Here is a 12,788-nt window from a genome sequence, read left to right as displayed (position 1 = left end):
GGGCCAGGGCGTGAGCGGCGCGAACGCTACTTGGTGAGCTGCTGGATGGGCTGGGCGCCGGGCTGGGCGGGGACCGTGGGGGGCTTCAGGCGATGCAGCGGACCGGGCTGGCCGAAGAGATAGCCCTGGCCGAGGGGACACCCCAGGTCCAGCAGGCCGGCGGCGCGCGCGGCAGTTTCGATGCCCTCGGCTACGACGGTGATGTTCAGCTCGTCGCAGATGGCCAGGACCGAGCGGCACAGGGCGCCGGCTCGTTCGGGGGCCACGTCGACGTCGGTCAGGGTGGAGTCGAGCTTGACGATGTCGACCGGCAGGGAGTGCAGCTGGGCCAGTGCGTTGAAGCCGCTGCCGAAGTCGTCGAGGGCGATGCGCGGGCCGAGGGCGCGCAAGCGGGTCGCGGCGGCCGCGGCGGCGGGCATGTCCTGGATGCGGTGGGTCTCGGTGATCTCGATGATCAGGCGGGACGGCGGGAGGCTGTGGCGGGACAGGGCCGCGTGCACCGCATCCTCCAGGCCGGGCCGGCCGAGGCGGGCCGCCGAGACGTTCACGTGCACGTCGATCGGGCGGCCGAAGATCAGGGCCAGGCGGGACGCGTCGGCGCAGGCCTGGTCGAGGACGAAGTCGTCGATGGCGGCCACCTGGCCGGTGCGCTCGGCGACCGTCACGAAGATGTCGGGGTGCACCGGGCCGCCGGCCGCGGGCAGGGTCCAGCGGGCCAGGGCCTCGACCGCGACCGTCGCGCCGTCGGTGAGCTGGACGATCGGCTGGTAGTAGACCTCGAAGCCGGCCGCGGCGGGGCGGCCCAGGGCCTGGGCCAGCAGGTGCGGCAGGTCGGCGTTGGGCGCTCCCTCCGCCGTGCCGGCGTAGCGGGCCAGCGCGCCCTTGCCGCGGCGCTTGCTCGAATACATCGCGGCGTCGGCGCGGCGCAGCAGCGCATCGGCGGAGAGCGGCTCGCCGGTCTCGGGCGAGACCAGGCCGATGCTGGCGCCGACCCCGATGCGGTGGCCGTCGATCACGAACGGCTCGCGCAGCGCGGCCAGGATGCGGTGGCCGGTCGGCTCGGCGTCGGCCGGATGGTGGTCGAGCACCACCGCGAACTCGTCGCCGCCCAGGCGGGCGACCAGGTCGTCGGGCGGCACGCAGCCCTGGAGGCGCTCGGCGATGGCGCGCAGCACGCGGTCGCCCATGGCGTGGCCGAAGCTGTCGTTGATCAGTTTGAAGTCGTCGAGGTCGGCGAAGAGCAGGGCCAGCGGCTTGCCCCGGTGGCGGTGGGCGTCGAGCGCCAGCACCAGCCGCTCGCGGAACAGCGCGCGGTTGGCCAGGCCGGTCAGCGGGTCGTGGTACGCCTGATGGTGCAGCCGTTGCTGCCCCTCGGAGACCCGGTCGAGCAGGACGGTGTTGTCCACGATGGTGAACATCTGCCGGGCCACGACCAGGCCGAGGCCGAGCCAGCCGAGGTAGGCCTCGAACGGCGACAGCGGATTGCCGGCCCCGGTGCTGATCGCGATCACGACGCCGGTCGCGGTCACCGGCACGTACGGGAGAAGGAGATGGAGCCAGTCGCGCTCGGCCACGCCCAGGTCGGGGGTTTCCGGAACGCTGGGCCGGCTGACCGCGGTGAGCGCGATGAAACCGCAGCCGATCAGGTAGCCCGCGGACTGGAGCGGGGTGAGCGGCCCGTCGCCGAAGTGGATCAGGCGCAGGGTGTCGCTGACGCCGAAGCCGATCAACGCCACGGCGGCCAGCTGGAACGGATGACGGCCGACGGGCGATCCGGTACGGGTGGCGAGCAGCAGCACCACCATGGTGAGCAGCAGCAGGTCGGCGATCGGGTACGCGGCCGTGACGCCGACCAGCAACGGATCTTCGCCGGCCCATCCGAGCACCCGCTGCGGCACCGCCGACCAGGCGAGCGCGACCAGCGAGCCGGCGATCAGCACGCTGTCGATGAGCAGGGCGATCTGGTCGCGCCGGGCCGAGGTCGGCACCGGGCGCGGCCGGCTGTACGGGATGCTGAGCAGCGCCAGCAGCATGCACAGGGGCAGCACGAAGAAGCCGATGTCGCCGATCGAGCCGGCGACTCGATCGGGATCGGCGATGTCGCGTACGACCCACCAGAGCCGGACCACCGCCCAGCCGGCCAGGCCGACGCCCGCAAGCAGCCGCCATCGTCGCTGGACGCCCGTCCGCCGCGATGCCGCCGCGAGGCACACCCAGGCCGCGGCCGCCCCCGCGACCGCTTGCGCGGCATCGTCGTACAGCCGCCAACCGTGCGCCCCGACCAGTTCGCCGAGCGCCACGGAACCCAGGACGAGCGTCAGCGTGACGAACAGTCGCGCTGTCATCCATTCACCACCCGCGAAATGTGCCGCGGGCCCCCTGATCCGCGACCGGAGTAAGGTACCGCAGGTCGGCGCGGGTGACGACTTTCGAAGGTCGGCTTCAGTCGGCGCTTGTCAGATCGGCGACAATCACCGTCACGTTGTCCGGCCCGCCGCCGCGCAGCGCGAGGTCGACGAGGCGCTCGGCGCACGACTTCGGGTCGGCCGCACCGAGCATCTCCTGCTCGATGGTCTCGTTGCTGACCACGGCGGTGAGCCCGTCGCTGCACAGCAGCCAGCGGTCGGACGGCTCGGGCTCGACGATCACGTACGCCGGGCTGACCGGCTCGCCCTGCAGCACCCGGGTGACGACCGAGCGGCGCGGGTGGCCGGCGGCCTCCTCGGGACGGATCAGACCCTGGTCGACGAGCATCTGCACGTACGTGTCGTCCTTGGTCAGCTGGTTGAGACGCCCGTCGCGCAGCAGATAGGCGCGCGAGTCGCCGACGTGCGCCATCGCGGCCCGGCTGCCGGAGAAGATGACCGCGGTGAGCGTGGTTCCCATGCCCTGCAGCTCGGGATCGGCCACCACCTGCTCGGCGATCCGGCCGTTGGCGATCTCGAGCGCCCGGTGCAACGAGTCCATCTGGTGCTCGTTGTCGATCGGCACGTCGAGGACGCACATCGACTCGATCGCGAGGCGGCTGGCGACATCGCCGGCGGCCATCCCGCCCATCCCGTCGGCAACAACGAGAAGGTGGTCACCGGCGTAGTAACAGTCCTCGTTGTTGCTGCGGACATGTCCTTGGTCGGTGACTGCCGCCCACCGGAGGTGCAAGGTCATGGCGGGTAGCTTCCCAGATCACTGCAACCCTGTCTGCACGTGGGCGGCGGCGCGTCGCCCAAAAAGGCTCTTAACTGGGGTTCAGCGGGCGTCCGAGGCATCGCGGATCAACTGCGGTGTCACGGTGGGTGGGCGCGATCCAGGAGAGCGCGGACTCCTCCACCGGCCAATCCCGTACGCTCACCGCACTGCCCGGCGGCCGGACCGGTTCCGGGCAGAGGGTCTTGGAGCGCACCTGCTCGTTCGGGATGAACTGAACGTCGCCGTCGCCGTGCAGCACGGTCGTCGAGGTGTCGTCGACCGAGATCAGCTGACCGCGGACGACCGTGATCGGTCCGCTTGGCGATCCCACCTCGATGGCGCTGTTCGGCAGCACGGGCGCGCGCAGGAAGATCACGCCGACCGCGAGCGGGGCCAGAATCGCGGCGCCGACCGCCGGCCAGTGCGTGACGAGCCGGGCCGACCAGACCGGCACCGGGCCGGTGAGCAGCGGCCCGAGCAGCGGCGGCACGGCGAGCAGCAGCGCCGTGGTGATCTCGCCGGCGCGCAGGGCGGAGACGATGCCGGGCCACACGAAGATCAGCACGAGCAGGCCGACCAGCACCGGCACGCCGACCGTGATCCACAGCATCAGCCAGCGCTCGGTGCGGAACCGCAGCACGGCGGTGAGCCCGAGGATCGAGACGACCAGCATGCCGAGCGTGGGCAGCAGCCGCAGCTGCCAGGTGAACGCGGCGAGCATCGTGGCCAGCAGCACGACCCAGTCGGGCATGCGCAGCGCGGTGACGGCCAGCAGCGACCGGCCGGCGTCGTCGGGCGCGCTGACCAGCAGGATCCCGCCGAGCATGCGCAGCACCAGGATGATCGCCGGCACGGTCCAGATCAGCGTGATGAACAGCGCGCTGATCATGCCGAGCGGGCTGATGTACTGCACCAGCAGCAGCATCGTCGGCAGGTCCTGCCGGCTGAGGTACCACAGCCGCAGCACGAGCAGCACCAGCGGGAACGCGGGCAGGACGGTGAGCATCCAGTTGAGCTGGGCCCGGCGGCGGCGCGGCGGGATCGGTCCGCCCTTGACGAAGATGTCCGTCACGGGAAGACGTCCTCCCACGGCAGGTCACGCACGTCCGGCTTGGGCACGTCGGGCTGGGCGGCGACGGCGATCGGCGTCTTGCCGTTCTTCGCCACCTCGGCCTGGAAGTGATTCTGGAAGGCCTCCTCCCAGCGGGAGTCCTTGGGGTCCTTGAGCGAGCGGTAGAGGGTGAGGTCGACCAGTTTCTTGAGCGCCTGGTTCTCCCCCACGTTCACACCCCAGGCCTCGGTCGCGTCGTAGCCCAGGTCCCAGTGGTCGAACTCGTCCGGGAAGCGGTCCTCGAAGCCGGCCAGGATCGCGGCGTCGGTGCTGATCGCGTCGACCCGGTGCGCGCGCAGCTCGGTGATGCACTCGCTGATCTTGTTTTTGCTGCGCCAGTCGACCTTGGCCTGGTCGAGCGCGAGCTGGCTGGTCGAGGCGGACAGCGTGCACACCGGCTTGCTCGTGAGGTCCTTGAAGGTCGCGACCGGCGAATGACCCTTGAGCGTCAGCACCGACTGCTCGGTGTAGAGGTAGGGCGCCGAGAACGTCACGCCGGCCATGCTCTCCCGGGTGGTCGTGATGCTGTAGCTGGCGATGACCATCTTGACCGGCACGCGCTCGCCCTTGGTGTTATACGCCTGCATGCGGGCCCGGTCTTCGCTCTCCATGCCGTAGAACTGCACCTCGGAGCGCCGGAAACCAAGATCTTCCGCGATCATGTACGCGATGTCGATGTCGAAACCGCTCCAGACCTTGGTGTCCTTGTCGTAGAACGCGACTCCCGGCTGGTCGTCCTTGACGCCGACGGTCAGCACCGCCCAGCCGTCGACGCCGGCCTCGGCGCGCAGCTGGGCCACCGACGGCGGCCCACCGACGAACACCTTGGTGATCGCCAGGGCCAGTGCCAGCACCAGGGCGAGGCCGAGCGCGGCCAGCCGGAACGCGGCCAGGTTGAACCGCGGCGGCGGGTTGAGGATCGGTTCGGGCTCGGGCGGGGGCAGGCGTCGATCCGCCGCTTCACGCTCGGCGATGTCCTGCACCGCGATGTCCTCCGCGGTGCCCTCCGGCCCCGGCACGCGCCGCCGCACCGGCCACGTGAATCGGCCAGTACCGCGTTCCGTCATGTGCCCCCCAAGCGAACCATGGCCATCCCGCTGACCCCGTTATCCCTCCCCCACCCGTGAATGGGTGGGGGTGGACTCTACGAACCACCTACGACAAAAATCGCGGGCCGTCCACAGAGCCGGAAAGGCCATGGTGCCGCATGAATGCGACGGCTTGGTATCGCCCACCCCGGGTAAGCCGTCCGGAGCCGCTCGGAAGGGGCCGCCCGGAAGGGGCCGCCCGAAAGAGGCCGGCCGGAAGGGGCCGGCCGGAAGGGGCCGGCCGGAAGAGGCCGGCCGGAAGGGGCCGGCCGGAAGAGGCCGCCCGCGAAGGGTCGCCCGCGAAGCTCAGCGGGCGGCGACCACCACGGCGCTCTCCGGGGGCAGCTCGACCCGGTCACGCTGCAGCACGACCCCGGGCTCGGTCGCGATCAGCACCTTCGACGGCGTCGACCGCAGGCTCACCGTCTGGGCGAACGACGCCAGGTTGGCCGCCACGACCGTGCCGCCTCGGCGGATCACCACGAACTGGTCGCCGTGCCAGACGTCGACCTTGTCGAGCCATGGGTCGGAGAGGTCGGTCCGGGCGCGGCGCAGCGCGATCAGCCGCTTGTAGAGGTCGAGGATCTCGGCGTGGCCGGGCTTGCCGGGCTCGGCCCAGTCGAGTTTGGAGCGCTCGAAGGTGGCCGGGTCCTGCGGGTCGGGCACGTCCTCCGAGGCCCACCCGTGCGCGGCGAACTCGCGGCGGCGGCCGGTGCGCACGGCCTCGGCCAGCTCGGGCTCGGGGTGGCTGGTGAAGAACTGCCAGGGGCTGCCGGCCGCCCACTCCTCGCCCATGAACAGCATCGGCGTGAACGGCGCGGTCAGCAGCAGGGTGGCGCCGACCTTGAGCAGCCCGGGCGACAGCTGCGCGGAGAGCCGGTCGCCGACCGCGCGGTTGCCGATCTGGTCGTGGTTCTGCAGGAAGGCGACGAAACGGTGGCCGGGCGTGAACGAGCGGTTCACCGGCCGGCCGTGCCGCCGCTGCCGGAAGCTCGACCAGGTGCCGGCGTGGAAGAACGCGCCCTCGAGCACGGTCTGCAGGCAGTCCAGCGAGCCGAAGTCGCCGTAGTAGCCCTGCCGCTCGCCGGTGAGCAGCGTGTGCAGCGCGTGGTGCACGTCGTCGTCCCACTGCGCGGTCAGCCCGTAACCGCCGGCCTCGCGCGGGGTGATCAGCTTGGGGTCGTTGAGGTCGGACTCGGCGATCAGCGAGAGCGGCCGGCCGACGTGCGCCGACAGCGACTCGACCTCGACCGCCAGCTGCTCGAGCAGGGTGATCGCGGAGTGGTCGACGAGCGCGTGCACGGCGTCCAGCCGCAGGCCGTCGACGTGGTAGTCGCGCAGCCACATCAGCACGTTGTCGGCGATGTAGCGGCGGACCTCGTCGGAGAACGGCCCGTCCAGGTTGATCGAGTCGCCCCACGGGTTGGAGCCGTGCTTGCTCAAATACGGGGCGAACATCGGGGCGTACGCGCCACTGGGCCCGAAGTGGTTGTAGACCACGTCGAGCACCACGCCCAGCCCGCGCGCGTGGGCGGCGTCGACGAAGCGCTTCAGGCCGTCGGGACCGCCGTACGGCTCGTGCGGCGCGTACCAGCAGACGCCGTCGTAGCCCCAGTTGTACTCGCCGTTGAAGGCGTTCACCGGCAGCAGCTCGACCAGGTCGACGCCGAGCGAGACGAGGTGGTCGAGCTTCTCGATCGCCGCGTCGAAGGTGCCGGCCGGCGTGAACGTGCCGATGTGCAGCTCGTAGAGGATCGAGCCGGGCAGCTGCCGGCCGGTCCACGCCTGGTCGGTCCACGCGAACGCGGCGTGGTCGTAGACCCGGCTCGGACCGTGCACGCCGCCGGGCTGCCAGGGCGAACGCGGGTCGGGCAGGGGCGAGGGAGCGTCGGGAAGCACGTAGGCATAGTCGGTGCCGGGAGCGGCATCGAACGAGAGCCGCCACCACCCGTCGTCGCCGCGCTCCATCGCGCGCTCCTCACCCGCAACGAGAAGCTTGACCGTCTTCTCGGGGACCCAGACTTCGAAGTTCATTCTTTCACCAGGAGAGCGACGGGATAAGTACGCAGAATTTCGGCCAGTGCCAAGCGGTTCCCGCCGTAGCTCGTCCCGGTGAACACTTCCGTCCAGCTGTGGCCGTCGAGTGACAGGGTGGTGTCGCCCCAGCCGCCGTGGCGTGACAATCCGACCGGCAGCCGGGTGGCGATCGTCACGACGCCGCCCCGGTCGAAGGCCAGGGCGTGCTCGCCGACCCGGCCCTGGGCGAACACCGGGCGGTAACCGGCGAACAGCTCGGGCCGCTGCCGGCGCAGGCGCAGGGTGCGGGCGGTCACGAGCAGCTTGGCCGCGCCGGACTCGTCGATCGGCGGCAGCCAGCCGTCGTCGATGCGGGCCAGCAGCTCGCGCCGGGCCTCGAAGTCGACCGGGCGGCGGTTGTCCGGGTCGACCAGCGAGTGGTCCCACAGCTCGGTGCCCTGATAGACGTCGGGCACGCCGGGCATGGTCAGCTGCACGACCTTCTGGCCGAGCGCGTTCGACCAGCCGGGCACGGTGATCGACTCGGCGAACCCGGCCACCTCGCCGTGCAGCGCCGGGTCGTCGAAGACCCGGTCGACCATCTCGCGCAGGAGCAACTCGAAGCGCTCGTCGGGGTGCTGCCAGGTGGTCGAGGTCGCGGCCTCGCGCGCGGCCTTCAACGCGTACGCCTGAAGCCTCTCCCGCGAGATCGGCCAGGCGCCCACCGCGGCCTGCCAGATGAGATGGGCCAGCGCCGGGTCGGGGAGCGGAGCGACGCGGACCCACCGGCGCACCACCTCGGTCCAGTCCCCCGGCACCTCGGAGAGCACCGCCAGCCGCGCCCGCACGTCCTCGCTGCGCTTGGTGTCGTGCGTGGACAGCGTCGTCATGGCCCGCGGCCAGCTGCGCCGGCGCTCCTCGTTGAGCTCGTGGAACTCGTCGGCGGTGACGCCGAACTTGGCCGGGTCGTTGCCGACCTCGTTGCGCGCGGTGAAGCGGGTCCAGCGGTAGAACGCGGTGTCCTCGACGCCCTTGGCCATGACCGCGCCGGTGTACTGCTCGAAGCGCAACGCGAGCTCGTCGGCGGGGTCGCGCAGCCGGGCGGTGAGCTGGTCGAGCACCGGGATCAGCTGCGGGCGGCGGCGCCCGGCCTCGGCCCGGGCCTTGGCCAGATGCCGGCCCCCGAGCGGCAGGTAGGAGCGGTAGACCGGGAAGCACGCGGCCAGCTCGGCCAGGGCCTTGGGAGCGGCCTCGATCTCCGGCACGAGACGGGACATCCGGGCGAGCTCGGCCGCCAGCTGCGTGGTGGCGATCGCCAGCTTGGCCTCGTGCACCTGGTCCTGCCAGGAGGTCTCGCCGCCGGTCAGGTGATGCTGGAGGGTGTCGAAGAACGCCTCGGTGGACGGGTCGACGAAGACGCCGCACACCTCGGCGAGCGCGTCGTAGCCGGTGGTGCCGTCGACCGGCCAGGCCGGCAGCTCCTCGCCCGGCTCGAGGATCTTCTCGACCACGAGCCAGGCGCCGGGGGCGGCCTCGTGCAGGCGGGTGAGGTACTCGCCGGGGTCGCGGAGGCCGTCCGGGTGGTCGACCCGGATGCCGTCGACCATGCCCTCGGCGTACCAGCGCAGGATCTCGGCGTGGGTGGCCTCGAAGACGGCCGGGTCCTCGACCCGCAGGCCGGCCAGGTCGACGATCGAGAAGAACCGGCGGTAGTTGAGCTCGCGGTCGCCGCGGGTCCAGTTGACCAGCTCGTAGTGCTGCCGGTCGTGGATCTCGCGCGGGGAGCCGCCGCCCGTTCCCTCGGCGATCGGGAAGCGCTTGTCGTAGTAGCGCAGCTCGTCGCCTTCGACGGTCAATTTGTCCAGCTCGTCCGGCGCATCGGCCAGAATCGGAAGCAACACCCGGCCGCGCGACCAGTCGATGTCGTAAAAGTCGGAGAATTCTGACTTCTGCCCGGACCGCAGAACGTCCCACCAGGTCGGATTGACGGCGGGAACGGCGACCCCGGCGTGGTTGGGGACGATGTCGACGACCAGCTTGAGGCCGGCGGCGGACAGCACATCGAACAGATTGCGCAATGCGGATGGGCCGCCGAGAGCCGGGTTCACCGAGCGGTGGTCGACCACGTCATAGCCGTGCTCGGAGCCGGGAGTCGCGGTGAGCAGCGGCGCCGTGTAGAGGTGGCTGACACCCAGATCGGCCAGGTAGTCGGCGAGCGAGGCGGCGGCGGACAGCGGGAAGTCGGGGCGGACCTGGACTCGATAGGTTCCGGAAGGGGGCATTCAGACCGTCCTGTCGAGAACGATGAGGGACCGGTCCGGCACCCAGATCTTGCTGCCGGCCTCCACGACCGACGGGCGATCGGGCGACGGCTCGGCCGTCTCGATGACCTTCTCCCACTTCTCCCCGTATTCGGGCGGAGGAGTGGCGAACTCGATGGGCGCGTCGTGCGCGTTGAAGAACAGCAGGAACGACGAGTCCACGTGCCGCTGTCCGTACTGCCCGCGCTCGCGGATGCCCTCGCCGTTGACGAAGAGCGCGACCGCCCGGCCGAAGTCGTTGCCCCAGTCGTCGCCGGCCATCTGCCGCCCGTCCGGGGTGAACCACTCGAGGTCGGGCAGCGGGTCGCCGCCGCCGCGCGCGGTCACCGGCAGACCGGTGAAGAACCGGCGGCGCTGGAACACCTGGTGCCGGTGGCGGAAGGCGGTGAGCTTGCGGGTGAACTCGAGCAGGGACTCGTCGGCGCTCTCCCAGTCGATCCAGGAGATCTCGTCGTCCTGGCAGTACGCGTTGTTGTTGCCCTGCTGGGTGCGACCGAGCTCGTCGCCGTGCGAGATCATCGGGACGCCCTGCGAGAGCATCAGCGTGGCCAGGAAGTTGCGCCGCTGCTTGGCCCGGAGCCCGAGCACGCCGGCGTCCGTCGTCGGGCCCTCGATCCCGCAGTTCCACGACCGGTTGTGCGATTCGCCGTCCCGGTTCTCCTCGCCGTTCGCCTCGTTGTGCTTGTCGTTGTACGCGACGAGGTCGTTGAGCGTGAACCCGTCGTGCGCGGTGACGAAGTTGATCGAGTGGAAGGGCTTGCGGCCGTCGTCCTGGTAAAGGTCGGCCGAGCCGGTGATCCGCGACGCGAACTCGGCCAGCGTCGCCGGCTCGCCACGCCAGAAATCCCGTACGGTGTCCCGGTATTTGCCGTTCCACTCGGTCCAGTTCGGCGGGAAGTTGCCGACCTGGTAACCGCCCGGACCGACGTCCCACGGCTCGGCGATCAGCTTCACCTGGCCGACCACCGGGTCCTGCTGCACCACCTCGAAGAAGGTGGAGAGCCGGTCGACGTCGTAGAACTCGCGGGCCAGCGTCGAGGCCAGGTCGAAGCGGAAGCCGTCGACGTGCATCTCGGTCACCCAGTAGCGCAGCGAGTCCATGATCAGCTGGAGGCTCTGCGGACTGCGCACGTTGAGGCTGTTACCCGTGCCGGTGTAGTCCATGTAGAACTGCGGCTGATCGTCGACGAGCCGGTAGTACGTGCGGTTGTCGATGCCCTTGAGCGACAGCGTCGGTCCCAGGTGATTGCCCTCGGCGGTGTGGTTGTAGACGACGTCGAGGATCACCTCCATGCCCGCCTTGTGCAGGGCCTTGACCATGCCGCGGAACTCCTGGGTCTGCTGGCCCAGCGTGCCGGTCGACGAATAGCCCTGGTACGGCGCGAAGAAGCCGAGCGTGTTGTAGCCCCAGTAGTTGCGCAGCCCGAGGTCGTGCAGCCGGTTGTCGTGCACGAACTGGTGCACCGGCATGAGCTCGACCGCGGTCACGCCGAGGCTCTTGAGGTGCTCGATGATCGCCGGGTGGCCGATCGCCGAGTAGCTGCCGCGCATGTCCTTGGGCACTTCCGGGTGCCGCTCGGTGAGGCCCTTGACGTGCGTCTCGTAGATCACCGAGTGGTGGTACGGGATGTCCGGGCGACGGTCGTTCCCCCAATCGAAGTACGGGTTCACGACCACGCCCTTGGCCATGTAGGGCGCCGAGTCGAGATCCGACATCTGGTCGGGGCTCGCGAAGTCGTACGCGTACAGCGACGGGTGCCACTGGATGTCGGCGTCGACCGCCCGCGCGTACGGGTCGAGCAGCAGCTTGTGCGGGTTGTAGCGCAGCCCGCGGGACGGCTCGTACGGGCCGTAGACGCGATAGCCGTACCGCTGGCCCGGCTCGACGCCCGGCAGGTAGGCGTGCCAGACGAATGCGTCCTGTTCGTGCAGCTGGACCTTGCGCTCGTTCCCGGACGGGTCGAACAGGCAGAGCTCGACCGCCTCGGCTCCCTCGGAGAAGATCGCGAAGTTCGTGCCCGTGCCGTCGTACGTGGCACCCAGCGGGTACCGGTGACCAGGCCAAACCTGCATGTCGAGCTCCCACCCCTCGTCGGCGCACGGAGTTTGCCCGCCCTCGGTCCGGCGTAATCCTGTGCGGCCCGCGTCAGCGGTCATTCTCACTGATGCGACCGACCACGTTCGCGCGACGGTCCGGATACCCACCGATCCGCGACACGGAAGTGGTGCCGTTCGTCCCGCACGTACCATTCTCCATCGCCGCATGTTGGGGTAATCGTCCGTTTTTGTCCGGTTAGCCGAGCCGCCACCGCCCGGTCGGACGGAAGTCCCGGCCGGACCCGCTTTCTTCGGCCTCGTTTCGCGACGGCGGCCACCCGCTGAAAGTACGTTAACTGGCGATTTGACCGGTTTTAGCGGAGGAGAAACTATGTTTCAGGCATTGGCCGCCGGTGCGGTGTTCCTGTCGTCCCTGGTGTCGCCGAGCGCGCCCGCGCACGTGCCCCCGCCGAAGGACAAGATGGTCATCGACGTGGTGATGGCGAACGGCTCGGGCTGCCCGAAGGACACCGCCTACGTGCTGCCCTCGCCCGACAACACCGCGTTCACGGTGACCTACAACAGCTACATCGCGCAGGTCGGCGCCGGCGCCAAGTCGGACGAGTTCCGCCGCAACTGCCAGCTCGCGCTGAACGTGCTGGTGCCGCACGGCTACACGTTCGCGATCGCGCGGGCCGACTACCGCGGGTACGCCCGCCTCCAGAACGGCGCGTGGGGTTACGAGCAGAACAACTACTACTTCCAGGGCGACTCGCACACCGCCCGGTCGCGGCACGACTTCAAGGGCTACTACGACAACGACTGGCAGGTCAGCGACGTGGTCGGGCTGGAGTCGATGGTGTGGCGCAAGTGCTCGGCCGTGCGCTACCTCAACATCAACACCGAGCTGCGGGTCGGCAGCGGCACCTCCGACCCGAAGCTCAACAGCCAGCTGACCATGGACTCGACCGACACCAGCATCTCGACCGTCTACCACGTGGCCTGGAAGAAGTGCTGATCTGAGGCTCC

General features: G+C 70.1%; 8 protein-coding genes. 1 reads left to right on the top strand and 7 read right to left on the bottom strand.

Going from position 1 to position 12,788, the window contains the following annotated elements; all coding sequences use genetic code 11:
• Nucleotides 1-26 precede the first annotated feature (26 nt).
• From ACZ6TB_RS13765 to glgX, 7 genes are all read right to left on the bottom strand, one after another.
• Entirely contained in the window at nt 27-2,345 is a 2,319-nt protein-coding gene (locus tag ACZ6TB_RS13765; RefSeq protein WP_465554099.1) for a putative bifunctional diguanylate cyclase/phosphodiesterase, read from the bottom strand.
• A 97-nt stretch (nt 2,346-2,442) separates the two neighbouring features.
• Nucleotides 2,443-3,165, bottom strand: a complete 723-nt coding sequence (locus ACZ6TB_RS13760) for a PP2C family protein-serine/threonine phosphatase (protein WP_465554097.1) — start codon at nt 3,163-3,165, stop codon at nt 2,443-2,445.
• A 70-nt stretch (nt 3,166-3,235) separates the two neighbouring features.
• Nucleotides 3,236-4,258, bottom strand: coding sequence for a hypothetical protein (locus ACZ6TB_RS13755; protein ID WP_465554095.1), 1,023 nt, complete (start codon nt 4,256-4,258; stop codon nt 3,236-3,238).
• Nucleotides 4,255-5,364, bottom strand: a complete 1,110-nt coding sequence (locus ACZ6TB_RS13750) for a transporter substrate-binding domain-containing protein (RefSeq protein ID WP_465554093.1) — start codon at nt 5,362-5,364, stop codon at nt 4,255-4,257. The genes ACZ6TB_RS13755 and ACZ6TB_RS13750 overlap by 4 nt, the downstream gene beginning before the upstream one ends.
• 327 nt (nt 5,365-5,691) lie before the next feature.
• Nucleotides 5,692-7,419: a malto-oligosyltrehalose trehalohydrolase gene (treZ, locus tag ACZ6TB_RS13745; RefSeq protein WP_465554091.1), complete on the bottom strand. Its 1,728-nt coding sequence runs from the start codon at nt 7,417-7,419 to the stop codon at nt 5,692-5,694.
• Nucleotides 7,416-9,683, bottom strand: a complete 2,268-nt coding sequence (gene treY / locus ACZ6TB_RS13740) for a malto-oligosyltrehalose synthase (RefSeq protein ID WP_465554089.1) — start codon at nt 9,681-9,683, stop codon at nt 7,416-7,418. The genes treZ and treY overlap by 4 nt, the downstream gene beginning before the upstream one ends.
• Nucleotides 9,684-11,795 (bottom strand): glycogen debranching protein GlgX, encoded by a 2,112-nt coding sequence (gene glgX / locus ACZ6TB_RS13735; protein ID WP_465554087.1) that lies wholly within the window; start codon nt 11,793-11,795, stop codon nt 9,684-9,686.
• A gap of 355 nt (nt 11,796-12,150) precedes the next feature.
• Between glgX and ACZ6TB_RS13730 the strand changes: the two genes are divergently transcribed.
• A complete protein-coding gene (locus ACZ6TB_RS13730; RefSeq protein WP_465554086.1) occupies nt 12,151-12,777 on the top strand; it encodes a DUF4360 domain-containing protein in 627 nt (208 codons plus the stop codon).
• The last annotated feature ends 11 nt before the right edge of the window (nt 12,778-12,788 follow it).

This window comes from Actinoplanes sp. NPDC051537 (genome assembly GCF_055586105.1).
Note: the sequence above shows the minus strand (reverse complement) of the source record. Positions and strands in the feature narration are given on the sequence as shown.

Coding starts and splice junctions, on each gene's coding strand:
- ACZ6TB_RS13765 (WP_465554099.1), bottom strand. CDS start 2,345: ATGACAGCGCGACTGTTCGTCACGCTGACGCTCGTCCTGGGTTCCGTG.
- ACZ6TB_RS13760 (WP_465554097.1), bottom strand. CDS start 3,165: ATGACCTTGCACCTCCGGTGGGCGGCAGTCACCGACCAAGGACATGTC.
- ACZ6TB_RS13750 (WP_465554093.1), bottom strand. CDS start 5,364: ATGACGGAACGCGGTACTGGCCGATTCACGTGGCCGGTGCGGCGGCGC.
- treZ (WP_465554091.1), bottom strand. CDS start 7,419: ATGAACTTCGAAGTCTGGGTCCCCGAGAAGACGGTCAAGCTTCTCGTT.
- treY (WP_465554089.1), bottom strand. CDS start 9,683: ATGCCCCCTTCCGGAACCTATCGAGTCCAGGTCCGCCCCGACTTCCCG.
- glgX (WP_465554087.1), bottom strand. CDS start 11,795: ATGCAGGTTTGGCCTGGTCACCGGTACCCGCTGGGTGCCACGTACGAC.
- ACZ6TB_RS13730 (WP_465554086.1), top strand. CDS start 12,151: ATGTTTCAGGCATTGGCCGCCGGTGCGGTGTTCCTGTCGTCCCTGGTG.